Origin of the sequence: Paenibacillus sanguinis 2301083 = DSM 16941 (genome assembly GCF_000374825.1) — a bacterium.
GTDB lineage: Bacteria > Bacillota > Bacilli > Paenibacillales > Paenibacillaceae > Fontibacillus > Fontibacillus sanguinis.
The window spans coordinates 41,434-66,877 of sequence record NZ_KB895379.1 but is presented as its reverse complement, the minus strand read 5'-3'; the positions used below and the strand labels follow the sequence as shown (position 1 = coordinate 66,877).

The 25,444-nt window shown below is 51.3% G+C and carries 23 protein-coding genes and 1 tRNA gene; 22 read left to right on the top strand and 2 right to left on the bottom strand.

Going from position 1 to position 25,444, the window contains the following annotated elements:
* Positions 1-233 precede the first annotated feature (233 nt).
* The 12 genes from nth to C557_RS0107940 all read left to right on the top strand — a co-directional run bounded on the left by nth (position 234) and on the right by C557_RS0107940 (position 13,352).
* Positions 234-917: an endonuclease III gene (nth, locus tag C557_RS0107990; protein WP_018751327.1), complete on the top strand. Its 684-nt coding sequence runs from the start codon at positions 234-236 to the stop codon at positions 915-917.
* A 24-nt stretch (positions 918-941) separates the two neighbouring features.
* Complete coding sequence (locus C557_RS0107985; protein ID WP_018751326.1) at positions 942-1,217, top strand: hypothetical protein; 276 nt, start codon at positions 942-944, stop codon at positions 1,215-1,217.
* 223 nt (positions 1,218-1,440) lie between these two features.
* Entirely contained in the window at positions 1,441-3,051 is a 1,611-nt protein-coding gene (locus C557_RS25395) for a dynamin family protein (RefSeq protein ID WP_051082430.1), read from the top strand.
* Complete coding sequence (locus C557_RS24130) at positions 3,018-5,120, top strand: dynamin family protein (protein ID WP_240472941.1); 2,103 nt, start codon at positions 3,018-3,020, stop codon at positions 5,118-5,120. Before C557_RS25395 ends, C557_RS24130 begins: the two co-directional genes overlap by 34 nt.
* A 135-nt stretch (positions 5,121-5,255) precedes the next feature.
* Positions 5,256-6,443: a formate-dependent phosphoribosylglycinamide formyltransferase gene (gene purT, locus C557_RS0107975; RefSeq protein WP_018751325.1), complete on the top strand. Its 1,188-nt coding sequence runs from the start codon at positions 5,256-5,258 to the stop codon at positions 6,441-6,443.
* Positions 6,440-6,901 (top strand): GNAT family N-acetyltransferase, encoded by a 462-nt coding sequence (locus C557_RS0107970; RefSeq protein WP_018751324.1) that lies wholly within the window; start codon positions 6,440-6,442, stop codon positions 6,899-6,901. Before purT ends, C557_RS0107970 begins: the two co-directional genes overlap by 4 nt.
* 95 nt (positions 6,902-6,996) lie before the next feature.
* A complete protein-coding gene (locus C557_RS0107965; protein ID WP_018751323.1) occupies positions 6,997-7,902 on the top strand; it encodes a helix-turn-helix transcriptional regulator in 906 nt (301 codons plus the stop codon).
* 415 nt (positions 7,903-8,317) lie between these two features.
* Positions 8,318-9,523, top strand: coding sequence for a branched-chain amino acid ABC transporter substrate-binding protein (locus C557_RS0107960; RefSeq protein ID WP_040676643.1), 1,206 nt, complete (start codon positions 8,318-8,320; stop codon positions 9,521-9,523).
* Positions 9,524-9,562: 39 nt separating this feature from the next.
* Positions 9,563-10,546 (top strand): branched-chain amino acid ABC transporter permease, encoded by a 984-nt coding sequence (locus tag C557_RS0107955; RefSeq protein WP_018751321.1) that lies wholly within the window; start codon positions 9,563-9,565, stop codon positions 10,544-10,546.
* A complete protein-coding gene (locus tag C557_RS0107950) occupies positions 10,547-11,854 on the top strand; it encodes a branched-chain amino acid ABC transporter permease (RefSeq protein ID WP_018751320.1) in 1,308 nt (435 codons plus the stop codon). It abuts the gene before it with no gap.
* The gene (locus C557_RS0107945) at positions 11,851-12,651 is read left to right on the top strand and encodes an ABC transporter ATP-binding protein (protein ID WP_018751319.1); all 801 of its coding nucleotides are present in this window, start codon (positions 11,851-11,853) and stop codon (positions 12,649-12,651) included. The genes C557_RS0107950 and C557_RS0107945 overlap by 4 nt, the downstream gene beginning before the upstream one ends.
* The gene (locus tag C557_RS0107940) at positions 12,648-13,352 is read left to right on the top strand and encodes an ABC transporter ATP-binding protein (RefSeq protein ID WP_018751318.1); all 705 of its coding nucleotides are present in this window, start codon (positions 12,648-12,650) and stop codon (positions 13,350-13,352) included. Before C557_RS0107945 ends, C557_RS0107940 begins: the two co-directional genes overlap by 4 nt.
* Before the next feature lie 121 nt (positions 13,353-13,473).
* Here the strand turns inward: C557_RS0107940 and C557_RS0107935 are convergent, their stop codons facing one another.
* Positions 13,474-14,064 carry a C40 family peptidase gene (locus C557_RS0107935; protein WP_018751317.1) on the bottom strand — a complete coding sequence of 197 codons (591 nt, stop codon included), beginning with the start codon at positions 14,062-14,064 and terminating at the stop codon, positions 13,474-13,476.
* 236 nt (positions 14,065-14,300) lie between these two features.
* Between C557_RS0107935 and C557_RS0107930 the strand changes: the two genes are divergently transcribed.
* The 3 genes from C557_RS0107930 (at position 14,301) to C557_RS0107920 (ending at position 16,139) form a co-directional block, all read left to right on the top strand.
* Entirely contained in the window at positions 14,301-14,846 is a 546-nt protein-coding gene (locus tag C557_RS0107930) for a CAP domain-containing protein (protein ID WP_018751316.1), read from the top strand.
* An 82-nt stretch (positions 14,847-14,928) separates the two neighbouring features.
* The gene (locus tag C557_RS0107925) at positions 14,929-15,600 is read left to right on the top strand and encodes a PspA/IM30 family protein (protein ID WP_018751315.1); all 672 of its coding nucleotides are present in this window, start codon (positions 14,929-14,931) and stop codon (positions 15,598-15,600) included.
* A 32-nt stretch (positions 15,601-15,632) separates the two neighbouring features.
* A complete protein-coding gene (locus C557_RS0107920) occupies positions 15,633-16,139 on the top strand; it encodes a DUF4178 domain-containing protein (protein ID WP_018751314.1) in 507 nt (168 codons plus the stop codon).
* A gap of 122 nt (positions 16,140-16,261) precedes the next feature.
* Here C557_RS0107920 and C557_RS0107915 read toward each other — a convergent pair.
* Positions 16,262-16,334 (bottom strand) — tRNA-Lys (locus tag C557_RS0107915).
* A 171-nt stretch (positions 16,335-16,505) separates the two neighbouring features.
* On the opposite strand from C557_RS0107915, the gene C557_RS0107910 reads away from it, so the two are divergent.
* The 7 genes from C557_RS0107910 (at position 16,506) to C557_RS0107880 (ending at position 25,409) form a co-directional block, all read left to right on the top strand.
* On the top strand, positions 16,506-17,312 hold the full coding sequence (locus tag C557_RS0107910) for a GDSL-type esterase/lipase family protein (RefSeq protein ID WP_018751313.1): 807 nt from the start codon (positions 16,506-16,508) through the stop codon (positions 17,310-17,312).
* A gap of 51 nt (positions 17,313-17,363) precedes the next feature.
* Positions 17,364-18,326, top strand: a complete 963-nt coding sequence (locus tag C557_RS0107905) for an ABC transporter ATP-binding protein (RefSeq protein ID WP_018751312.1) — start codon at positions 17,364-17,366, stop codon at positions 18,324-18,326.
* The gene (locus C557_RS0107900; RefSeq protein WP_018751311.1) at positions 18,319-19,308 is read left to right on the top strand and encodes an ABC transporter permease; all 990 of its coding nucleotides are present in this window, start codon (positions 18,319-18,321) and stop codon (positions 19,306-19,308) included. Before C557_RS0107905 ends, C557_RS0107900 begins: the two co-directional genes overlap by 8 nt.
* A gap of 90 nt (positions 19,309-19,398) precedes the next feature.
* On the top strand, positions 19,399-21,384 hold the full coding sequence (parE, locus tag C557_RS0107895) for a DNA topoisomerase IV subunit B (RefSeq protein WP_018751310.1): 1,986 nt from the start codon (positions 19,399-19,401) through the stop codon (positions 21,382-21,384).
* Between the two features lie 13 nt (positions 21,385-21,397).
* Positions 21,398-23,830: a DNA gyrase subunit A gene (gene gyrA, locus C557_RS0107890; protein ID WP_018751309.1), complete on the top strand. Its 2,433-nt coding sequence runs from the start codon at positions 21,398-21,400 to the stop codon at positions 23,828-23,830.
* 179 nt (positions 23,831-24,009) lie between these two features.
* Complete coding sequence (locus C557_RS0107885; protein ID WP_018751308.1) at positions 24,010-24,783, top strand: NUDIX hydrolase; 774 nt, start codon at positions 24,010-24,012, stop codon at positions 24,781-24,783.
* A gap of 47 nt (positions 24,784-24,830) precedes the next feature.
* On the top strand, positions 24,831-25,409 hold the full coding sequence (locus C557_RS0107880) for a cysteine hydrolase family protein (RefSeq protein WP_018751307.1): 579 nt from the start codon (positions 24,831-24,833) through the stop codon (positions 25,407-25,409).
* Positions 25,410-25,444: the final 35 nt, after the last annotated feature.

The window sequence follows — 25,444 nt, the reverse complement described above, 5'->3', positions numbered from 1 at the left end:
GGAATACGTATATTCACCAAGGTGACACGACATAATCCGTGCAATCGTTACAAGAAAGTGATAAAATTGTTTTGTATTTCAACGGGGACAAGTTGGTTGAAGTGGAAAAGCAATAATCATTTTCGTGAATTCAACCGTCTTGATGCGGGATGTTTCCCGGACCAAGGCGGTTTTTTCTCTCGAGTGAGAAGCTTTACTTGTTGGCCAGCTAACCGGTGAAGGGGTGAGGAGGCATGAATGCGGCAGATGTCCGTCATATTCTGGACACCATTGGGGACATGTTTCCGGATGCGCACTGTGAGCTGAACCATAGCAATGCCTTTGAGCTTACGATTGCCGTGCTGCTATCCGCGCAGTGTACCGACGCAACCGTGAACAAAGTCACGGCCGATTTGTTCCGCAAGTATAGATCGCCGGAAGATTACGTGGCGGTTCCCTTGGAGGAGCTGGAGCAAGACATTCGCAGCATCGGATTGTTCCGTAGCAAGGCCAAGCATATTCAAAGCATGTGCCGAATATTGCTGGAGCAATATGGCGGTGAAGTGCCCAGAGAACACGAGCTGTTGGTTAAGCTGCCGGGCGTTGGCCGAAAGACCGCAAACGTGGTTATATCCAATGCGTTTGATGTGCCGGCTATTGCGGTCGATACGCATGTGGAGCGTGTCAGCAAGCGGCTTGGTCTGGCGGGGTGGAATGATTCCGTCCTTGAGGTGGAGAAGAAGCTAATGAAACGGGTGCCAAGGGATGAATGGACCCTGACGCATCATCGTCTTATTTTCTTCGGAAGGTATCACTGCAAGGCACAACAGCCAGGTTGCGAAATTTGTCCGCTTCTTGAGGTATGCCGTGAAGGTAAAAAACGTATGAAATCGCCACAACCTAGAAAAAATAAGGAACGTATGGCCCCAAAAAGATAATGATAGTAGAGGATGAGAGACCCGATGAGATGCATTTCTGTTTATACAGACAACTTTGAACAATTTTCCGATGTATTTGAGCAAGTCATTGATTTGCAGCTTGGCGAGAACGACGAGCGCGAGGTGGAAGGCCTGGTAGTTAGCGATTCCGGCGAGGTGCCTGAGCACTATCTGGAAAGAATGTCGGCCAAGCCTGAGGTTGTAGTTATGAAAGACAAGAGTCGCGGCATTACGATTTTGCAGCATGGCAAGGTGTTTGAAATTTTGCTTCCTGCCGAAGCAGCCGGTGCTGTGAGCTAATCTGGCCGATGACTATGCGGTAATGTCCGCTGATTGATGTGGCGAGAATCCACATGATGCAAGAGCTCCCTGTCAGGCATGACCTGATGGGGAGTTTTTTGTATGTAGAAGCATAGAGAAACCGTTTGCAAGGCGAATTGGAAATGTTAAAATATTAATAATTCAAAACGAAACTATACATAAGCAGGCATATAGATGCAAGGAGAGTGGAGGTCTAAGTGGAATGGTGACGGATATTTCCTTGCAGGAGCGGCTGCGGCTGTTGCGGGAGATGGTGGGAGAAGAAGGCCCTGCGGCAGCAGAACTTCGGGAATTGGAAGAGAAGCTGGAAGGACAACAATTTATGGTAGGCTTTTGCGGTCATTTCTCGGCAGGTAAATCGAGTCTGATTAATACCCTGTGCGGCAAGACGATTATGCCAACAGGGCCGCTGCCAACCAGCGCCAATGTGGTGCTTATTCGTGAAGGGGCCTCCCGGGCTTTATTGACCCCGGCGGTTTCAGGTGAACCTTGCTTAGAGGTGCCGCTTGAAGATGTGGCGGACTATTGTCGTGACGGCCAAGCCTATACACGAGTCGAGCTGTGGGAGGAGCTTGAGCTTCCGTTACATGGAGGGGCTTTGCTGGATACGCCCGGGGTTGATTCCAATGATGCGGGTCACGCGCTTGCTACGTATTCGGCCCTGCATTTGGCCGATGTTGTCTTCTATGTCATGGATTACAATCATGTATCCTCCGAGACGAACCTGAGCTTTGCCCAGTCATTGATGGATTATGGCAAGCCTCTATATATGGTTGTTAATCAGATCGATAAGCACCGGGAGGAAGAGCTGCCCTGGAGCAAGTTTCAGGACTCTGCGGCCCAAAGCTTTGATATATGGAACATCAAGCCCCAGGGGATTTTCTATATTTCACTGAAGCATCCGGAGACCCCGGGAAATATGTTGAACGGGCTTACAGAGACGATAGCAGCTTTATTGTCCCGCGGGCCAGACTTGATCGAATATGGGATCTTTGCCTCAGCGGAACGGACGGTACAGGCTCATTTGGAGCGATTACAGAATGCCGGGCAGGAGGAGCACCAGCGGCTTGAGGAAGCAACAGGCGGAGAAGTTGATGCTCAAGCATTGGAGAACGAGCTGCGAGACTTGGAAGAGAGGGGCGAGTCTGTCGCAGGGGATGTTGAAGCCTGGAAGCGGGATGGGCTTGACCGCATCAGCAAGATCGCGGATACAGTACAATTAATGACGCCGCCCCTTCGTGAGCTGGCAGGCCGTTATCTGGAAAGTCAGGCGCCGGGCTTCAAGGCCAAGGGCTGGTTCAGCGGAGGACGAACGGAAGCGGAGAAGGCGGAGCGGCGGGAGGGATTCCTTCTGGCTTTGTCTGAGCAGGTTCAGGCGGGATTGGATTGGCATATCCGCCAGGAGTTGCGGCGGATTGGTCAGGAGTTGGAAATCTGGAGCGAGGCTTGGGAGGGGCAGCTGGATGAAGCGATGCCCCGGCCTGAAGCGGAGTGGATTAAAGAGCCGCTGCCTGCCGGAGCGCTGCTGTCGGCGAAGCGACGTTGCATTACGCGGCCGCGGTATCCGCCGGGATCGGAGCGCGTTACCGGCGGGCCGCAGCGCGCATGCTGGATGCGCTGCTGGCCGTGCCTTCGCCGCGCCGTGCCGCAGATGCGGCGGCGATGCTCACCCGCCGCGCCGAGCTGGCGGAGCGCCTGCCCGCGGCCCGCGCCCTGGCTGCGCTGGACGCGGCCGCCCGCAAGCGCGCTGCGCGCTTTGCCGCGCAGCTTGGCGCGCGGGTGCCCCTCACCCCCGGGCTGCTGCCCGAGGTGAGGGCTGAGCTTGCGCTGCCGCGCCGCGAAGCGGACGGCGTGGCAGCGCAAGGTGACGCCGCCGCTGCTGCGGCATCGCAGGCGGCGCTGGCGCAGGCGGCGGCTCCCGCAGGGCCGCCGGAGCGGGCCGCAGCCGGGGGCACAGCCCCGGGCCCGGCAGCGGCCGGGTTCGTGCGCCCGCCTGCGGAGGCGCACGGGCGGGCAAGGCAGGCGGCCGCGAACCTGGAAGCCGCGGCCGAACTGCTGGCTCCCCACCCCGCCTTCGGGACGGGGGTGCGGGAGCTGCTCCGCCGCGCGGCCGAGCTGCGCAGCGGCGTGTTCACCGTGGCGCTGTTCGGAGCGTTCAGCGCCGGGAAGTCGTCCTTCGCCAACGCCTTGCTGGGCGAAGCCGTGCTCCCGGTATCGCCGCATCCGACCACCGCGGCGATCATCCGCGTGCTGGCCCCCGGCGTAGAGAACCGCCATCGCACCGCTAGCATTCGCTTTAAAAGCAGCGAAGCGATGCGGGAGGATCTGGCCTTCTCCTTTCAAGCGCTGGGCTTGGGGCCCTGGCAGGAGCAGCAATGGATGGACAGTGTTCGCCGCTTAAAGGCAGGGGATATTCCGGCTGCGGGCAGAGCGCACTTTAGCTTTCTGCAAGCCGCAATGGCAGGCTGGAAGACCTTGGCTTCCAGGCTTGGTCAGACAGAGCTGGTGGAGCTGGAGGAGTTCCGCAGCTATGCCGCGGAGGAGATGAAGGCTTGCTTTGTAGCAGAGATTGACCTTTACCACCAAGGACCACTGACCAGTCAGGGAATTGTGCTAGTGGACACGCCGGGAGCCGATTCCATACATGCCCGGCACACGGGAGTAGCCTTTCAATATATGAAAACCTCGGATGCGATTTTATTTGTGACCTATTATAATCATGCTTTCTCACGGGCCGACAAGCAGCTATTAAGCCAACTCGGACGAATAAAAGGTAGCTTTGCTCTGGATAAAATGTTCTTCCTGGTCAATGCCGCCGATCTCGCTGCCTCGGTGGAGGAATTGGCGTCTGTAATAGAGCATGTGCAGGAAGGACTGTATGCCGCAGGTATTCGGGAGCCCAGCGTATATCCCGTATCCAGCTTGCGGGCCCTTCAGGCAGAGCAAGGCTTGTCTGTTGCTGATGAAGGCTTCGACTTGTTCCGTAGCCATTTCGCTGCATTCCTGGAGCATGATCTGGGGCAACTGGCGGCTGTCTCTGCCGAATCCCTGCTGAGGCAAATGAAGGAACGTCTGCTGCAATGGATTGCGACTGCCGGAGAAAATGCCGAGGACGCAGGAAGGAAGCTGTCCGGCTTGCCAGACAAGCGGCATCTCTTCGAGCAGGCGCTATCCGAATATCGCCAGACGAGTATCAGCCGGGAATGGAATCAAGAGAATGAAGAGCTGCTCTACCACGTGGTGCAGCGGCTCAGATTGCTGGCGCTGGATATGTTCGCTGAGTTCTTCCATCCCTCACTGCTTCAGGAGCATCACGGTCCGATGAAGCGCAACTTCGCTATAGCCCTGCGAGGTTGGCTCAATCAGGTATCCGCCGAGCTTGAGCGTGAGTTGCTTGCGACTTCACTACGTCTGGAACGCAAAGCACAGGATTTGCTAAATCAGGCGGCGGAAGCCTGGTGCCGCAAGCATGAACCCATGCTGGATATGCCGCTGTCCCCGCCGGAAGCCGACGCCCATTGGCATACGCCGCCCATTCTTGAAGGCTTGCTTGCTGACGGTTCCTTCCCGGTAGAGATGTATTGGCCCTTGTTCAAGAACCCGCGGGCTTTCTTTGAAGAAGGAGGGAGGGCGATACTTCGGGATAAGCTGGAAAAGCCGCTGATGACCCGGATCAAGGAGGTTGTAAGCGAACATGAAACAATGTTCCGGGAGCATTATACTCGGGAAATCGCCGCAGTCCTTGAGAGTACAGCTATCTATTTTGGGGGTCTTTGGCAGGAATGGGAGGAGAGCATTCAGGGGACGCGAGCGACCTACCAGCAATTGGCTTATTGGCAAGAGATTTCCGCCCGTCTTGGTGGAGAAACACAGCAATTGTAAAGGACGTTTAAAGATTTGTAACTTTTTCTTTAATATATATCCTATTTTTTAATTACTCCTATTGCAATATTCGACATAAAGCCCGAAAATAGAGTAGGATTGTTAACTATGCGTTAAGGGGGACATGGCGTCGTTATGTGGGGAGCTCCTGAATCAAAAAGTCCTAAGACGATTCTGCTGCTGGGCAGCGGCGAATTGGGCAAGGAGGTTGTCATTGAGGCGCAGCGTCTCGGCGTCCGTACAATTGCCGTTGACCGTTATGCGCATGCACCGGCGATGGGAGTGGCTCATGAGTCATATGTCATGGATATGCTGGACGAGGAGGCCTTGAAATCGCTCATTCTTCGCACCAAGCCGGACTTGATTGTTCCGGAGGTGGAGGCGATTGCGACCCAGGCCCTGGTCCAGCTAGAGCAACAAGGCTTCAAGGTAATTCCTACGGCAACTGCTGCCAGACTGACGATGGATCGCGAAGGGATTCGCCGTCTGGCTTCGGAGGAGCTTGGCTTGCCTACGGCGGCTTATCGCTTTGCGAACAGCTTGGCGGAATTGGAGAGCGCGGTGGCCGACATCGGCGTGCCTTGTGTGATCAAGCCGCTGATGAGCTCTTCGGGGAAGGGACAAAGTGTTTGCCGCAGCCTGGCAGAGGTTGAGGCTTGCTGGCAAATAGCGATGGAAGGGGCCCGGGCCAAAAATACACGGGTCATTGTCGAAGCGTTTGTCCCGTTCACCAGTGAGATTACATTGCTGACCGTGCGCTCGGTGTCCGGTACAGTGTTTTGCCCTCCGGTGGGTCATGTGCAGCGCGATGGGGATTATGTAGAATCATGGCAACCCCATTTGATGAGCGAAGCCCAGCTTCGTGAAGCGGAGGACATTGCCCGCAAAATTACGGATGCCCTCGGCGGATATGGCCTGTTTGGTGTGGAGTTGTTCGTTACGGATGAAGGTATTGTCTTCAGTGAAGTCTCTCCAAGACCTCATGATACCGGTATGGTTACTATGGCAACGCAGGATTTATCAGAGTTCGCCTTGCATGTGCGGGCTATTCTGGGCTTGCCCGTACCTTCCGTATCCTTGCTGACGCCCGGGGCTTCGGCGACATTGAAGAGCGCGGAAGACCGGGAGGGCGAGAATTTTGAGATTGCAGGAATTGAGGAAGCGTTAAGTCTGCCGAGAACTCAGGTCAGAGTCTTCGGCAAGCCGCTTTGCAAGCCGGGTCGGCGGATGGCCGTTGCCCTGAGTGCGGCGGAAGATGTGGAAACGGCACGCAGCCGCGCCAAGGAAGCGGCAAATTTATTAAAGGTGGTTTGGTCCAAGTGAGTACACAGGTGTTAGCTCCGGCGTTGATCATTCGTAAAGGATGCTGTGACGATGTTGCCCACATGCTTCCTTTGATGCGCCAGCTTCGTTACCCGACGACGTCCAGCGTATTGAAGGAGAGGCTGGCGATGCTGGAAGAGCAGCCGCTATTCGGCAATTTGGTCGCAGAACTGGACGGTATTGTTGTAGGAACGGCATTTCTCAAGCAGTATCAAACCCATGATATGAAGAAGCCGGTAACAAGAATTACGGCATTGATCGTAGACGAAGCGCATCGTGCTTCAGGAATTGGCAGACGTTTGATCGAAGAAGCGGAACGCTGGGCACGCAGTCGCGGCAGTTCTGAGCTGATCCTGTCTACTGCCGGAGAGAATCATCGTTCGGTGAAAGCCTTCTACGAGCATTGCGGTTTCCGTTGTGCCGGCTACCGGATGAACAAGCTGTTATCAGAAGCCTAGACACTAATACACGCTGAATGTATCCTGGATATACCTATATAGCTTCGCCTTTCCTGAGAGAGAGGGGAAGCTTTTTTGTCCAACGAGGAGGTTCTATGAAAATAAGCAGGCTATTTGAAATCGTCTATATTTTGCTTGACAAAAAAACGACGACTGCAAAGGAGCTGGCTAGCCATTTTGAAGTATCGGTCAGAACAATATATCGGGATATCGATACGCTTAGCAGCTCGGGCATACCTATATATACGAATCAAGGCAAAGGCGGCGGCATTGCCCTGCTTGAGGATTTTGTCCTGAACAAATCTGTGCTTTCCGAGCAGGAGCAACAACAGATTTTGATCGCTTTACAGAACCTTTCCGCCACTCAATATCCTGACTTGGATGATGTTTTATCGCGCCTAAGCAGCCTTTTTCAACAAAAGAATAACCATTGGATTGAAGTGGATTTCTCTCCTTGGGGAAGTCATGAGGAACATAAAGAAAAGTTTAATCTGCTGAGATTAGCTATTACTGAATCTCGGGTGATTAAATTTGCTTATTTCAATTCTGCGGGCGTCAAGAGTCTACGTTATGCTGAGCCGGTGCAATTGGTATTCAAGCATAGAGCCTGGTACCTGATCGCTTATGAGCTTGAGAAAAAGGCCTATCGGACCTTCAAGGTAACTCGTATATATGATGTTGAAATGACGAATGAATTGTTTGCAACAAGATCAGAGCCACCAGCTCATATAGACAGCGGATTTTCCGGCAGCTTGATTCCTATCGAATTGAGAGTGTCCCCTTCGGGAGCATTTAGAATATACGATGAATTCTACGAAAAAAACGTCATGCAAAATGAAGATGGGTCTTTTTCGGTGACCGCGTCGTTCCCTGATGGCGAATGGCTGTACCATTACCTCCTGTCCTTTGGAGCCACTTTGGAACATATTGAGCCGCAAAGTGTCCGTGACGCTCTTCTCAGTAAAATAAAGGCATTGGAACACAACCTAACCCAGAGCTAAGCGATCATTCGCTTAATAATATCATCCCCAAGCTTATTCCTCTTTCTTGTATCTTGATCAACCTATCTGCTGGATTCTTCCTTTGGAGTTTGCTGTATTTCCCCTCTCATCTTACACCCCTATATTAGACGACAGTATCTTATGTTATGAATAGTGAAGACTTTTGTCAGTTTTAAGTCACTAAATATGACATAAATAAGAAGTTATTAAAAAAATATCGTTTGTTCACAAAATGGAAAGGTCGGAAATTATAGTATTTGGTAGTTTGAGCAGTAAGGTTATTCTCAAATGTCATGATTACTGACATACATAACACATCCGAGAGACAGATGAGGAACATGTGGCAGAGCGCAAGCTCGAACTGGCTGATGTCAGGAAGGACGGCGCAACTATTAATGAAGGGGATGACGTTTCTATGAAGGTCAAAAAATTACTGGCATCACTCACAATCTCTTGCTTAATCATCGGGTTGCTCTCGGCGTGTAGCTCCTCCACTACAGGAGAAGGTGCATCGTCAGGCTCAGGGGGCGGAGACCTAACGGTCATTAAGATCGCCTCGCAATCACCGTTGTCCGGAGGCTCTGCTATTCAAGGAGAATCAATCAAGCTTGGCGGACAAATGGCACTTGAAGAGCGTCAGGATGAATTCAAGGAAATGGGGTTTGATTTGCAGTTTGTTCCTTATGATGACCAAGGGGATCAGAAGAAAGGGGTAGCCAATGCCGAGTTGATTGGTGCGGATCAGGCAGTTCTTGCCGTGCTGGGCCATCTGAATTCGGGGGTATCTATCCCGAGCTCGGTCGTTTATGAGAAATACGATATTCCGATGGTATCTCCGGCTAGTACGGCGACCGATTTTACCGACCGCAAGCTCAAAATTGCCAACCGGATTGTAGCCCGTGACGACTTCCAGGGACCTGCGGGAGCTGAATATGCGGTCAAGACGGTAGGAGCCAGCAATATTTTCGTTATCCAGGACAAAACGGCTTACGGACAGGGGCTGGCTGAGGCCTTTAGAAGCGCGGCCGAAGAGCTTGGCGCCACAATCTCGGGATACGAGGGCATTACGGTTGGAGAGAAGGATTTCAACGGGGTACTGAATCAGGTGCTTAGCAAGAAGCCGGACTTCATCTTCTTTGGCGGAATGTACGCGGAAGCGGGCTTAATTGTCAAGCAGGCGCGGGAGAAGGGGATTAAAGTTCCGATCATGGGTGGAGATGCCCTGGATTCCTCGGGGATGATCGACATTGCAGGAGACAAGGTGCTGGATGTGGCCTACAGTTCGGTGTCTACAGATATTACAAAATCGAATCAGGCATGGGCGGATAAATATAAGGAGAAGTTTGGTAAAACGGTCGAGAACTATTCCGCCTATGGTTATGATTCCATGAATATTATTTTGGATGGCATTAAGAAAGCTATTGAAGAGGGGGAAGGGAAATTACCTTCTCGCGAATTGGTCCGCGAAACGATTCGAGCGACGAGCGATTTTGAGGGCATTGCCACCAAGGTCAGTTTTGATGATAAGGGCGACAATGAATTTGCCAAAGTGTTCATTTATAAATTTCAAACGCCAACCTATCCTGGCACTTTGGTATCGGAAATTGAACAGCCCAAATAATCATAGCAGCGGATTTTAAAGTAGAAGGGGTAAGGACTTATGGATGTAATCCTGCAAACACTCCCCCAGGTTTTGGTAGACGGTTTGACGTTGGGTGCTGTCTATGCCGTCGTGGCCATCGGTTATACGATGGTGTACGGAATCCTTGAATTTATCAACTTTGCACATGGGGAAATTTTCATGACTGGCGCTTTCGTAGGAACGGCTGTGCTGCTGACCATGAGCTCAGCAGGGTGGCTTGGCGGGCTGCCGAGTGGGGTAACGTACTTCCTCATTCTGGTCACGGCCATGCTGTTCACGGGTGTATTGGGTATTGGAATCGAGCGGGTGGCTTATCGGCCACTCCGCAAGGCTCCAAAGCTGATTTCATTAATTTCTGCCATCGGGGTTTCCTTCTTGCTTCAGGATATCGTGCGATTTATTGCGGATATTCGTACTGGGAACTTTGTCGTTACTGGCATTTCGCTATATGGAGGCAACGTAAAGCTGGGAGCGTCTTCCTGGTGGAGCGGGTTTGATGATGCCTTTCTGAAGACCAATACTATCATCGTTGTAACGGTGGCAGTGGCTCTGATGATCGGTCTTGATTTCTTCGTTAACAAGACAAAATGGGGCACAGCGATGCGGGCGGTGGCCCAGGATCGGGAAACGGCCGCTTTGATGTCGATCAATGTGAACAAAATGATCGCCTTGACCTTCTTTATCGGTTCTGCCCTGGGGGGAGGCACCGGAGTGTTATTCGCTCAGCAGTACGGAACCATTGACCCGTACATCGGTTTCATTCTGGGAATGAAGGCCTTTACCGCAGCGGTGCTTGGGGGCATTGGGAATATTCGTGGGGCCATGTTCGGCGGGTTGTTCATCGGTGTGCTGGAAATGTTCTCTTCAGCGAATTTGTCTGTCATGACGGGTGGCGTGCTGGGTGGAGAATACAAGGATGTGGTGGCATTTCTGATTCTGATCGCGGTATTGATCTTCAAGCCGGAAGGATTATTCGGTAAAGCCGTGAAAGAGAAAGTGTAGGTGAGTGCCTTGAATCAAATGACGCAATGGATACAGCGCCGTCAAGGCGCGCAGGCTTTGTTACTCGGATTATTTGTGCTCGTCACAGCCGCAGGTGTTTATTTTTCGGATAAATCGGTGCTTTCCTTTCTGTTGCTGCTGGGCTCATTGCTCTTGTTGCACTATACGACGTTCCCGACCACCGTCAAGTGGTCGGCCGCTGCTTTGCTGCTGCTCATCATTATACCGTTTGCGACTTCCGGGGGACCTGCACATCAGTCCTATATGGAAGTAGCTACACAATGCGGTATTTATATCGCTATGGCGCTTGGACTTAATATCGTCGTTGGCTTTGCCGGGCTGCTGGATCTTGGATTTGTAGCGTTTTTCGCCGTGGGGGCGTATACGTATGCCATCTTTGCTACACCGCAGGCCAATCAGTTTATTGCCGGAGAGCTGTTCCCCTTATCAGGCGGGGCATTCTGGATTTTCCTTCTGCTGGGTGGATTTATGGCGGCTTTGTTTGGGCTTCTGCTGGGGCTTCCCGTATTACGGGTGAAGGGTGATTATTTGGCCATTGTGACTCTTGGCTTCGGAGAGATCATCCGGATTATATTTAATAATCTGGATCGGCCGGTGAATATTACGGGTGGGGCGATGGGGTTATCCTCGATTCAGGCTCCCAATTTGTTTGGCTTTCAGTTTGCTTTTCCCAATCAATATTATTTTATCGTAATCGGCATTTTGGCAGTTGTTATATTTAGTGTGCGGCGGCTGGAGCATTCCCGGCTGGGCAGAGCATGGAAGGCGATCCGGGAGAATGAAATTGCCGCTCAGTCCATGGGCATTCCGCTTATTCTTACCAAGCTGTCCGCTTTTGCCATCGGCGCTTCCTTCTCAGGCGTAATGGGCGTTGTATTTGCAGCCAAGCAGACCTTCATTGATCCTACCAGCTTTACGCTGCTGGAATCCATCACCATTCTGGTCATGGTGCTGCTAGGCGGCATGGGCAGTGTGCCTGGTGTCATACTGGGTGCCGCGCTGATTACAATCCTGAATTTGCAGGTGCTTACCGAGGTGACAAACTGGCTGAATCAACTGACCTTGCAGGGAGTCATCCATATTCCCAGTTCAGTATCTCCCTCGAAAATGCAGCGTATGATCTTTGGATTGGTACTGGTGCTAATTGCCATCTTTAGGCCAAACGGGCTGATCGCGGCGAAAAATAAAAAGGTGGATGCCGCACGGCTGAAGGCTGCGAATGATTCGTCCGGGACAATGGCGATTCAGTCCGCGGCCAAGGCACAAAGCGGAGGTGCAGCAAAATGACAATTCTGAAGGTCAGCCGATTAGTCAAGCGCTTTGGCGGGTTAACCGCGGTGGGGGGCGTCGATTTTTCCTTTCCGCGGGGGAAGATATCGGCTGTGATTGGTCCCAACGGTGCGGGGAAGACGACGTTTTTTAATATGATTACGGGCATTTATACACCGGATGAGGGGATGATTGAACTGGATGGGGACTCGATTGTTGGTGTGAAGCCGCATCAGATTACGGGCCGCGGGATTGCCCGAACCTTCCAGAATATCCGCTTGTTTGGCAGTATGACGGTGCTGGAAAATGTGATGGTTGGCATGCATATTCACTTGAGATCAGGCATTTTCGGCACCTTGCTCTCTTTGCCGTCATTTCGCCATGAGGAGGAGGTGGCTCACCGGGAGGCTTACCGTTTGCTGGAGTTTGTAGGGCTGGAAGATTTGCTGAACGAGCAGGCAGCGAGTCTCCCTTATGGAGCTCAGCGGAGATTGGAAATTGCCAGGGCGCTGGCAGCAAGACCGAAGGTTCTGCTGCTGGATGAACCCGCGGCGGGGATGAATCCACGAGAGACGGTCGAGTTGATTGAACTCATCCGAAGAATTCAGGAAGAGACCGGAATGACGGTCATCCTGATTGAGCATGATATGAAGCTGGTGATGGAGTTGTCTGAACGCATTTTAGTTCTTGATTACGGAATGAAGATTGCCGAGGGTGAGCCGCATGAGATACGTTCACATCCCAAGGTGATTGAAGCCTATCTGGGAACGAGTGCGGTGGAGGAGCCGACGGCGGAGGGAGGGAAGATGGCATGAGTTTGCTGGAATTGCGGGAGATTCACGCTTATTATGGGGCCATTGAAGCGTTGAAGGGCGTGTCGTTAACCGTCAATGAGGGTGAGATTGTCTCGCTGATCGGCTCGAACGGGGCGGGCAAGTCGACAACGCTCAAGGCCATTTGTGGCCAGGTGAATACCAGCGGCCATGTTTGGTTCGGCGGGACGGATATGTCCAAGCTGTCTCCGCATCGGGCGGCGCTCGAGGGAATAGCTCATGTGCCCGAGGGACGTCGTATCTTTCCCAGACTCACGGTTAAGGAGAATCTGGAGATGGGTGCTTTCTCCGTCAAAGACAAGAAGCTGATCAGGCAACGCATGGATACGGTTTTCGATCACTTTCCGCGCTTGAAGGAACGTCTGACACAAGTGGGAGGAACGATGAGCGGCGGAGAGCAGCAAATGCTGGCCATTGGGCGGGCCATGATGCTGGGCCCGAGAATCTTGCTGCTGGACGAACCGTCCATGGGGCTGGCTCCGATTATTGTGGAACAGATATTTGCTATCATTGGACAGTTGAACCGGGAAGGGATGACTGTGCTGCTTGTGGAGCAAAATGCCTATCAGGCGCTACAGATCGCCCATCGGGGTTATGTGATGCAGACCGGAGTGATTATTATGGAGAATGAAGCTTCAGTATTGCTTGCCAACGAAGACGTGAAAGAAGCCTATCTGGCTTGACCAGATAGGCTTCTTTCACGTTTAAGGGGAGTGAGTAAGGCGGTGCTGCTATAGGGTTTGCGGTTACGCTCTACAAGTGAGGCGTACAAGCTCCCGCAGGCTCCGATTGTTTGCCACGCTCCTAGTTGGCAACAAAAAAGTGATTGGGTTCAAAGACTGATTGTGAAAGTGCGGAGTATCGATGCATTTTCCGATAGACTTCCAGTGAGCCGCTGAATTCAAGCTTAAGGGAGGCACATGTGGAGAAGTCAGCGGGCGTTGTAAGTCCGGCCGATTTGTCCAGCAGCTTGACTCCCCCTTCCTGAAACACCTGGCTGACGAATTGAGAGCAGAAATAAGATCTTTCTCCCCCCATCTCCATGTTAAGGATAATACCGAGAATGCCCAGGAAATTATAATTATAAAGCTCACCGTGCGCCTCCATCTGCTGCACGAAGCTCCGCATGTGTAGATAAGTATCTTTACTGACAGTCCGACTGTACACAGCACAACTCGCTTTTTTGAACACTCCGCATCGCACATCTTCTTTGACAAAGCCACCAATGATGGGAATCAGCGGGTGCTTGCGCCCAAAGCTGTATACCTCGCGAAGCTCGTGATCAAAGGAAATAGAGGCATGATTAAAAGGGGCTTTTGTGTATAAGCCAATCATTTTGGCTACAATCGTATTTGGGTTGCTTAGCAAAATGTAGATTTTCATTGTGTTGTTCATGATTTAACCACCGTTACATTATGATAAGAACTACGCGTTTGCGACATAAATATCGTACTTGTTTTGAACCCATTCATAAACGGACCGAAGACGGAATTTGTACTGGACTAAGGTCTTGTACGTACCGTGGCGACAAAATGTTTCCATTTTTTTTAGCAAGCCTTTGTCCTGGAAATATGTTAAAATGTGACAAGAAACGAGAAGTGGGGGAAATCAGCCGAGGAGGAGCAAGCATCATGAAACCATGGGGGAAAAAAATCGGGTTAGCCGGCTTATTATTATCCGTTCTGGTTGGATCGACAATGGCAACGGGGGAAGGCTGGCGAACGGGAACAGCCCATGCAGCAGCAGCGCAAACCAAGAAGGAAGCTAATACATCGAAAGCTCTGGCGATAGCATACGCGCGAATTCAGACACAAAATGCGTCTAAAGTAGTTGCACTTATAAATAAAGAGCGGAGGACCGTGGGCCTGCAACCGCTTATGGTCCATACTAACTTGACCAATATGGCAAAAATCAAAGCGATTGATATGTATAATAATCGGTACTTCAACCATATCTCGCCGAAATACGGCTCTCCCTTTGAAATGATGGATGCCTTTGGCATTTCATATAAATATGCGGGTGAGAACCTGGGCAAAGGACAACGGTCCGCCGAAGAGGTGGTCAAGGATTGGATGAATAGTCCCGGCCATCAGAAGAACATTCTGAATCCGGATTTCAAGCTTATTGGTGTTGGTTATTACAATGGTCACTGGGCTCAGGAATTTATCGGGAAATAAATAACTTAAATTTGAAACCTCCAGACGATTGCAGCGTAAACATAAACATAATCTGAATTTCTATTTCGGGAGGAATATAACAATGTCTATATTCAAAAGATTACGTGATTTGACCATGTCCAATATTAATGCCTTGATTGACAAAGCGGAAGACCCTATCAAATTGACGGATCAATATATTCGGGACATGCAGGAGGATTTGGAGGACGCCGAGAAAGCGGTAGCCGCGCAAATCGCTATTGAGAAGAGATTCAAAGGCCTGTACGAGGAGCAGGAGGCATTGGTTGAACGCCGTACGCAGCAGGCTCACCAAGCAGCCCAAGCTCAGAACGTTGAGTTGGCCCGTCGTGCGCTGGAAGAAAAGAAAGCGGCAGAAGCCAAGATGGCTGAATATAAAGTCAGCTATGAGCAAAATAAAGCATCTGCAGACAATCTCCGTCTGAAGCTGGATGAAATGCGTAAACAACTGACGGAGATGAAAAATAAGCGCGAAACATTGGTAGCTCGTTATAATGCTGCCAAAGCGCAAAATGAAATCAATAAGGCTATGAACGGATTCGGTTCAGATTCAGCGGCAGGCGGCATGAAGCGGATGGAAGAGAAGATGCTGCAAATGGAAGCTCAGGCGGAAGCCAGCAATGAAATGAGCTCCAAAGGCAAGTCTCTGGATGATGAATTTGAAACTTTAAGCAAGGATGCTGCGGTAGAAGCTGAACTGGCTGAGTTGATGAAGCAATACGAAGATAAAAAATAAGTGATTTCTTGCGAAGTGAGGCTTGACCGGATATGAGCGTGTTGAAGAGAATAAGCAACCTGTTCGCAAAGCCGGCTCCGCCGGTTGCCCAGAAGAGCATGCTGGATTTGAGCCCAGGGGACATTTGCGAGGTGTCCCTGGTTTCTTATGAGGTAACCGGTCGGGTAGGCAACCGTGGACGCAATGCGGTAGTGCTAACCTTGCAGGACGGCAGCCATATCAGCTATCTGCTTATAGAGGAACGTGAGTCCTTGCAGTATCAGTTGTATCGACCGATTGACGGACGGCTTGACGATCCTAGCCTGGTGCCTGCACAAATGGAGCTGGACGGAATTCATTATTTTTTGGAAGAGGAATATGACGGCCATGTTGCGGTGGTTGGCAAGACGCCCTTCATGCAGGGTGGGGAGCAGCATGTCTGGCAATATCAGTCGGATGATGGACACTTGATGCGTATCGAGTGGCAGCATGGACGCTTTATGCTCTATGAGGGCGTAAAGGTCATCCCGGCGGATGTGAAGGTGATCCGTGGTACTTAATAGCGTATAGACAAAAGCGCGGGGAACGGGGGAAGGTCTCGTTTCTCGCGCTTCTTCATGCTTGTCATGCTGTTAATATAAAAATATCCTCACGCTGCAAAGAGCGGAGGATATTTAATAGATGGGTTATGTAGGGGTCGAACCTACGACCTGCCGATTAAGAGTCGGCTGCTCTACCAGCTAAGCTAATAACCCACAAAACAATGTGTACTTTTTTTGGGAACAGAAATTATTATACATCAGCCAATTTAAAAAAGCTAGTCTTTTTTTGAAAAAAATTTGCATCCGCAAACAAGAAGTTTTATGTTATTTACATAAGTTGGAGAGTTTATTTAGATATGATGACGAAACAGGGGGAAGATTGACATGAAGTCGGCATCCCGGATATGGAGGTTGGCGGGGACTGCATCCGCCCTGTCTACCCTGTTGTTGTTTGGCGGGTTTGTTTATGCGGTCACTGATATTGCAAATCCTTCCGCTAATCATGAAAGCTCGGGCGTTCCTCCGGCACTGGAGGAGCATGCGGCCCAGGCGAGAGCCTGGGATATGACCGCCATTGGAGATTCGCTGGCCAAAGGGACTGGTGACGATACGGGTAAGGGCTTCGCCCGCCGCAGCGTGGAATTGCTTCAGGAGCGGGGCCATAAGTCCCAACTGATCAATAATTTAGGTATCAATGGGTTGGATACAGAGAAATTGCTGCCTATGCTGGATGACCCGGGAGTGAGACATGCACTTCGGCAGGCAGGAATTATCGTCTTGTCCATCGGTGGCAACGATCTGTTTAATGGGGCGGAGCGTATGGCCTCGAGTGAGCATATACCTACTCCGGAAGAGATTGAGGAAGCGGTCTCCGCGAATTCAGAGCATTTCCGCAAGATTGTTGCAGAGTTGAAGGAAATTAACAAGCAAGCATTGCTGGTGTATGTCGGGTTGTATAATCCGTTTAGCGATCTGGAGGGAATCAAGGAGACGGGGAATGATGCCGTGGCCCGCTGGAATCGGATGGCGCAGGAAACACTGGATGAATATGCAGGTACGCTGGCTGTACCTACCTATGATTTATTTACATTAGACCCCACGCGGTATTTGGCTAGTGATCATTTCCACCCGAATGCAGATGGTTATCAGGCTATCGCGCTGCGGATGGTTCAGGGCCTGAATCGGGAATAGAACAGGCAGAACAGGCAGATCAAGCAGTCAAGGATAAGGAGGGAGATTGCGGTGCTGGATACAACCCCGGTTCTGGTCGTTCAAGGCTTGAAGAAGAAAATCGGCCGCAAGTGGATTGTGCATGAGATGGACTTTACAGTGAATGCAGGAGAGATCTTTGGATTTCTGGGGCCAAACGGTGCCGGGAAAACAACGACGATCCGGATGCTGGTTAATTTGGCGCGCCCGACGGCAGGCAAGGTAGTTATTTGTGGTCATGATGTTCGGCAGGAGCCGGAGCAAGCACTACGCTATGTAGGTTCGATTGTAGAGAATCCGGAGGTCTACCCTTATTTGACGGGGCGCGAGAATCTGGAGCATTTTGCCCGCATGACTCCGGGCATCCCTGCAGGGCGGATAGACGAGGTGGTACGGACGGTAGGTCTGGAAAGTCGGATTGATGATAAGGTGAAGACGTATTCCCTTGGTATGCGGCAACGTCTTGGCATCGCCCAAGCGCTGCTTGGACGCCCGAAATTGCTGATCCTGGATGAGCCAACGAATGGCCTGGACCCTAAGGGCATTAAGGAAATGCGCAGCTTCATTCGCCGTTTGGCTGAGGACGGGATGGCGGTCTTTGTCTCCAGTCATCTGCTAAGCGAAATTCAGTTGCTCTGTGACCGCGTAGCCATTATCGGCCGTGGACGGCTTCTCGCCGTGGGTGCAGTCCAGGAACTGCTGGAAGGCAGCTCCAACGTGGTGGTCTGGGAATTGGAGCCGCGGGACCAGGGGGAAGCGCTGCTCCGATCCATGGAGGAGGTGCGCATTGTGGATGAGGTGGAGCGGATACTGGACGATTCTGTTGTAGCGGGCATTCGTGGTGAAGCCCTGGTGACCCAAATGCCTTTCGAGCGGGTGGCCGAGCTTATTCCCCGGCTGGTGCAGGAAGGCATTCGGATAGGAGCGGTACAGAAGGTAAATCCGACGCTGGAGCAACTGTTTCTGGAGATGACGGAAGGTGAGACCATTGAATAACATTCTTCCTTTAGTAAAAAATGAAACGATCAAGATGATTAAGAAGAAACGGTTCTATGTGATCTTGCTGGTGCTGATCGTGCTTGTGCCGATGTTTGCCTATGCGCAGCTCCGACAGGCGGAGGACAAGCGGGAGAAGTTCGGTACAGACTGGCGGCGCGAGGTGCAGCAGGCCATTACGGATAATCAGAACTCGCTGGGCAGCGACCGGGTACCGGAGGAATGGAAGAAGTACCGCCAGATTTATATTCAACAGATGAAATATTATTTGGAGCATGATGTCAATCCAAGTGAACCCGGTGGGGTCTCCTTTACCAGGGAGTTCCTGGACAACGCGGCGGCTTTATTTATTCCGTTGCTGATCATGGGCATAGCGTCGGACATCGTCTCCTCAGAGCGGACCAGCGGAACGATCAAGATGCTATTAACCCGCCCGATCAGGCGATGGAAGGTTCTGCTTAGCAAGCTGATTACACTGCAGATGTTCGTCTCGCTGATCATCATCGCTACCTGCGTTATTTGCTACCTGATGTCCGGCTTGTTCTTCGGCTACAGAGGGCTTAGTCTGCCGGTGTTCACCGGCTTCCAGCTGCAAGGAGCCGAGGTTGACATCTCGGGGGTACATGCCGTGCCGCAATGGCAGTATATCATTATGCAGGCCGGGCTGATCTGGTTTGTCAGCATTGTGGTGGCTTGCCTGGCGTTTATGGTCTCCGTGCTTGTGCGGAGCACCTCAGCCAGCATCGTGATTATGATGGCGGCGCTGATTGCAGGCAATATCTTGACAAATATGGCAGCTTCGTGGACGAGTGCCAAATATTTATTTATGGTCAACCTGGGGCTTACCCAATATTTGGCCGGGACTCCGGCCCCGATCGAGGGCATGACGCTGGGATTTTCACTGATTGTACTGGCGGTATGGGGCGCTTGTTCAATACTCGTTTCATTCCTTGTCTTTACGAAACAAGACATTTTGAATTAAAATGGACAAAGGCAACAAAACATCTGTTTGCATTTTTTTGATCATGATCTGCAAAAAGACTACATAAAAGAGGTAAAAGGGGGAGCATGAATGGCCGAACAAATCGATTTGTTCGAGGACGTACCCGGCGCACGTTCCGGAAGCGCGTCTTCGGGTTACGACGCGGACGACATTCAAGTGCTCGAAGGGCTTGTCGCGGTACGCAAACGGCCAGGGATGTACATTGGCAGCACGAGCTCGTCGGGACTACATCATCTGGTATGGGAGATCGTGGATAATGCCGTCGACGAGCATTTGGCAAAATACTGCTCCAAAATCGACATCACGCTCAATAAAGACGGATCGGTCACCGTGGTCGACAACGGTCGGGGGATTCCAACGGGGATGCACAAGACGGGCATCCCGACGCCTCAGGTGGTTTATACGATATTGCATGCCGGCGGCAAATTTGGCGGATCGGGTTATAAGAAATCTGGCGGTCTGCACGGCGTGGGCGCGTCGGTAACCAATGCCTTGTCGGAATGGCTGGAGGTTCATATCTACCGGGATGGCAAGATTCATCGGATGCGCTTCGAATATTGGGTGGACGACCAAGGCCGGGAGCATGTCGGCGAACCGGTGACGGGACTTGAGGTCATCGGCAACACAAACCGGACCGGCACGAAAGTAACTTTTAAGCCGGATGCTCGCGTGTTCACCGGCGGAATTGGACTCAATTATGATACACTCGCGGAACGTTTACAGGAGATCGCTTTTCTGAATTCGGGCCTGAAGGTGACCTTGAAGGATGAGCGCTCCGACCGTTCTGACGAGTTTTTTTACGAGGGCGGAGCCAGCCAGTTCGTCGAGTTCCTGAACGATGGGAAGGATGTGCTGCATGAGGTTGTGCATTTTTACGCCGAGCGTGAGGATATCGAGGTTGAGGTGGCGCTCCAATATAACGCGGGCTACACGGAAACATTGGCCTCTTTCGTCAACTCGATTCCGACAAGGGGCGGAGGGACGCACGAGACGGGCTTCAAGACGGCTTACACTCGGGCGATGAACGATTATGCCCGCAAAAACAACATGATCAAGGAGAAGGACAAGAACCTGGAGGGCAATGATTTGCGCGAAGGGATGATGGCGGTCATCAGCGTGAAGATGTCCGAGGTGGAATTCGTGGGACAGACCAAGGATCAGCTCGGCAGCGCCTCGGCACGCAGTGCAGTGGAATCGGTTGTCGGAGAGAAGATGGCGATCTTCCTGGAGGAGAATCCGCAGGTGGCGCAGACGCTGATCAAGAAAGCGGTACAAGCCTCCAAGGCTCGTGAAGCAGCCCGCAAAGCCCGTGATGAAATGCGTACCGGCAAGAAGCGGAGCGAAAGCTCCAATCTTGGCGGCAAGTTGACGCCAGCGCAATCGAAGGATTTCACCCGTACCGAGCTGTTCATCGTCGAAGGAGACTCGGCGGGAGGCTCGGCCAAGCAGGGGCGGGATTCCAAGATTCAGGCGATTCTGCCACTGAAGGGCAAGCCGATGAATCCGGAGAAGGCCAAACTGGCCGATATCCTGAAAAATGATGAATACCGGGCCATTATTGCTGCGATTGGCGCGGGCATCGGGCCAGACTTTGCAGTGGAGGACAGCAGTTACTCCAAAATTATTATTATGACCGATGCCGATACGGACGGGGCGCATATTCAGGTGCTGCTGCTGACATTTTTCTATCGCTATATGAAGCCGCTGATCGATGCGGGCAGAGTGTATATCGCCCAGCCGCCGCTGTATAAGATTGCCCGCCGCTCCGGCAAGCTGGAGACGGTGCGGTATGCGTGGACGGATGAGCAGCTGCAAAATTATTTGAAGGAATTCGGCAAGAATTTTGAGCTTCAGCGCTACAAGGGGCTTGGCGAGATGAATCCCGAGCAGTTGTGGGAGACGACGATGAATCCAGAGACACGAACGATGTTGCAGGTACAGATTGAGGATGCCGCCAAGGCTGAACGCCGTGTGTCTACGCTGATGGGAGACAAGGTTGACCCGCGCAAGCGCTGGATTGTGGAGAACGTGGACTTCACGGAGTTTGAGGAATAGGAGGTGAATTGATGTGAGTATGCTGGAAAACTTTTTGCCGGCGTTTCTGGAAGAGGTGGTTGGCGACCGCTTTGGCCGGTATTCCAAGTACATTATTCAGGACCGGGCCATTCCGGATGTGCGCGATGGTCTGAAGCCAGTCCAGCGACGAATTCTGTACGCCATGTATGACTCCGGGAATACGCCGGACAAGCCTTATCGCAAATCGGCCAAGACGGTGGGGGACGTAATGGGGAACTATCACCCTCATGGCGACTCGTCTATCTACGAAGGCATGGTCCGCATGGCACAGCCATGGAAGATGGGCCATGTGCTGGTTGACGGTCATGGCAACTGGGGCTCGCAGGATGATGACCCGGCTGCGGCCATGCGCTATACAGAAGCACGCTTGTCCCCGATTGCTATGGAGCTTTTGCGCGATATTGAGAAGCGTACCGTCCCGTTTAAAGACAATTTTGATAATACGGCGAAGGAGCCGGTGGTGCTGCCATCGCGCTTCCCCAATTTGTTGGTCAACGGGGTTAGCGGGATTTCGGCAGGTTTTGCCACGGAGATTCCGACGCATAATTTGCGAGAGGTCATTGATGCCTGCATCGCACTGATGGAGAAGCCCGAGATGACGCTGGACGAGATTCGTCTGTTCGTGAAGGGGCCGGACTTCCCGACCGGGGGCATCATTATGGGCGAGGAAGGTATTCAGGAGGCCTATTCCACCGGGAAGGGACGTATCTATGTTCGCTCCAAGACGGAGATCGAGACCCTTCGCGGGGGCAAGCAGCAGATTGTCGTTACAGAAATTCCGTATCAGGTGGTCAAATCCAGGCTGGTGACAGCGATGGAAAATATTCGGCTGGAGAAAAAGGTCGATGGTATTGCCGAGGTTCGGGACGAGAGTGGACGCAATGGGCTACGTATCGTGATTGAGCTGAAGAAGGAGGCAGATGCCCAGGGAATTCTGGCTTATCTGCTGAAGAAGACCGATCTTCAGGTGACCTACAATTTCAATATGGTGGCCATTGTGAACAAGGCGCCGCGCCAGCTTGGCCTCAAGCCGATGCTGGATGCTTATATTGCCCACCAGCGGGAAATTGTGACTCTGCGGACGCAATACGAGCTGGAAAAGCTGGAGGACCGGGCCCACGTCCTGGAAGGATTGGTAAAAGCCCTGAACATCCTGGATGAAGTTATTAATGCTATCAAGGCCTCCAAGAACCGTCAGGATGCGCAGAACAATCTGCAATGGATGTTTGGCTTCACCGAGCGGCAGGCCGATGCCATTTTGACGTTGCAGTTATATCGCTTGACCAATCTGGAGATCGTGACGCTGCAGAAAGAACTGGATGAAATCCAGAAGAAGATTACGGTATTGCGCGGTATTCTGGAGAGCGATAAGAAGCTGATTGCTCTGATCAAGAAAGAGCTGTTAGAAATTCGCGAGAAATACGGAATTGACCGTCGTTCCCTGATTCAGGACAAGGTAGAGGAATTGAAGGTGAACCTGGAAGTGCTGGTTGCTCAGGAGGATGTGCTGGTCACGATCTCCCGCGAGGGGTACATCAAGCGCACCGGGATGCTGTCGTTCACCCGCTCTGGTGGGGAACGGGACGGCTCGGGAGTGAAGGAAGGCGACTATATCAAGCATTTGTTTGAAGTGGATACGTTGCAGAATTTGCTCATCTTCACCCAGCGCGGGCAGTATTTCCTCTTGCCGGTTCATCAAATTCCGGAGTTCAAGTGGAAGGATAACGGTACCGCTATCGTTAACGTCATTCCACTTGCCAAGGAAGATCGTATCGTCAGCATGATTGCCCTCAAGAGCTTTGAGGAGGCGCATAGCCTGGTCTTCGTAACGAAGCGGGGACAGGTTAAGCGGACGGAGCTGAAGGAATATGAAACCAAGCGTACCGGGGCCGTAGCGGCCTGTAAGGTTGGAGCAGATGATGAAGTGCTAAGTGTAACTCTTAGTGAGAACAAGCAGGACATCTTGCTGTTGACCAAGCAAGGCATGGCGATTCGCTTTGCCGAGAACGAGGTGAATCCGATGGGCCGGGTATCCGCCGGGGTACGGGGCATTAACCTGAAGGATGAGGATGAGATCGTGTCCGCCTTGTGGGTTGAGGGCGAGGAAGGTGAAATTTTCGTACTTTCCGACCTGGGCTATGGCAAACGAAGCTTGCTGCTGGACTATGCGCTGCAGAGCCGGGGAGGCAAGGGTCTTCAGACGTTTGAATTCAAGGAAGGCAAGCGAGTGAAACCTAATGGGAGCCGCTTGATCGGTGGTATTCATTGCAGGGAGCCGGTCATGCTAGAGGTTGTAACCCGCGAAGGGCACTCCCATAGCTTGAGTACCGAATCAGCACCGCTGGCTGAGCGGAAATCTATTGGCAAGACGTTGGTATCGGTAGACAAAAACGATGAGATCATCGACCTCATCGTCAAAGAATAATCTGTTTGAAGCTAGAGGGTGTCCCAAAAGTCATCGTAAACGACCAAGGGATGTCCTCTTCATTTTGTCAAATAAAAAGAACAGTTAGTATGAATTGACAAAGTGAAAACATTCATCTATAATAACAATTAACAAAGTGTTAAATGTTAGGTTTTATTAGTGGAAAGGATGTTACCTACGTGTCCAATGAACAGGCATTGCAGCAATATGATGTGAAAAAGTATAGAACGCCGGATGGTTATACTTCGGATATCGCGGTATTTACAATTGTTTCATCACATCAGGAATTTAAGCCTCCAGTCATGGATTTAAAGTTGATGCTCATTCAGCGCAGCATGACGGATAGTGAAGGCAGGCCCAATATGGAAGCAGGGAAATGGGCTTTGCCAGGGGGATTTGTTAACCCTGATGAAACGGCATATGAGTCCGCTAGACGTGAGTTGATGGAGGAGACAGGGGTTAAAGATATTCACCTCAAGCATTATGGGGTATATGATACTCCGGGGCGTGACCCAAGAGGTTGGATCATTTCTAATGCACATTATGCGATTGTGCCAGAACATCAGCTACAGGAGCGTAAGGCAAATGATGATGCGAGCAAGGTCGAATTGTTTTCGGTTCAAGATGTGCTGCAGCTAGACCTTGCTTTTGACCATAGAATCATCATTGAAGATGCCATTGCAGTCATTACACGTGAGCTGCTAGAGACAACGGCAGCACAAGCCTTTTTGCCAGAACAATTTACGTATTCGGAATTGCAGGCCGTACTGCTCACGGTAAGTGACGATTCAGCCATCACTCTTGATGCGGCGTTTGCCAGAAAAATTAAATCCTTACCTTTTATCGAAGAGGTTAAAGGAGAGAAGACAACAAGAACCTCTAAGAAGCCAACACAGCTGTATCGCTTTGTAGATATGCCAGTGAATCACTCGATTTATCATAATAAACGGTAGTAAAATCAATTTCATGAACTAAAAATGAACAGGGTGGAGGAAGCATTATGAATACAAATATGGAGAACAACACGGGAAAAAAGCACGGTTTAATCAACATTGATTATACGAATGACTTTGTGGCTACAGATGGGGCCTTAACTTGTGGGGAGCCGGGGCAAGCCATTGAAAATACGATTGTAGCCATTACCAAGCAGTTCATCGAACGTGGGGATTATGTTGTATTTGCGATTGATTTGCATAAGCAGGGAGATGAATTGCATCCGGAAACAAAGCTGTTTCCTCCTCACAACCTTGCAGGTACAAGTGGACGTCATTTATATGGTAAATTACAGACAGTGTACGACGGCAACCGTGATAACGAACATGTATATTGGATGGATAAAACGAGATACAGTGCGTTTGCAGGGACGGATTTAGAGTTAAGACTACGTGAACGTAAAATTGAAGTGTTGCATTTAGTGGGGGTGTGTAGTGATATTTGTGTATTGCATACCGCTGTAGATGCTTATAATAAAGGCTTTGAGATTGTCATTCATGAAGGAGCGATTGCAAGCTTTGACGCAGAAGGCCACGCATGGGCATTACGTCATTTCAAAGGGTCATTAGGTGCCGAGATAAGATAAGTCATTCCTCAACACGATGATTAGCAACACGACAA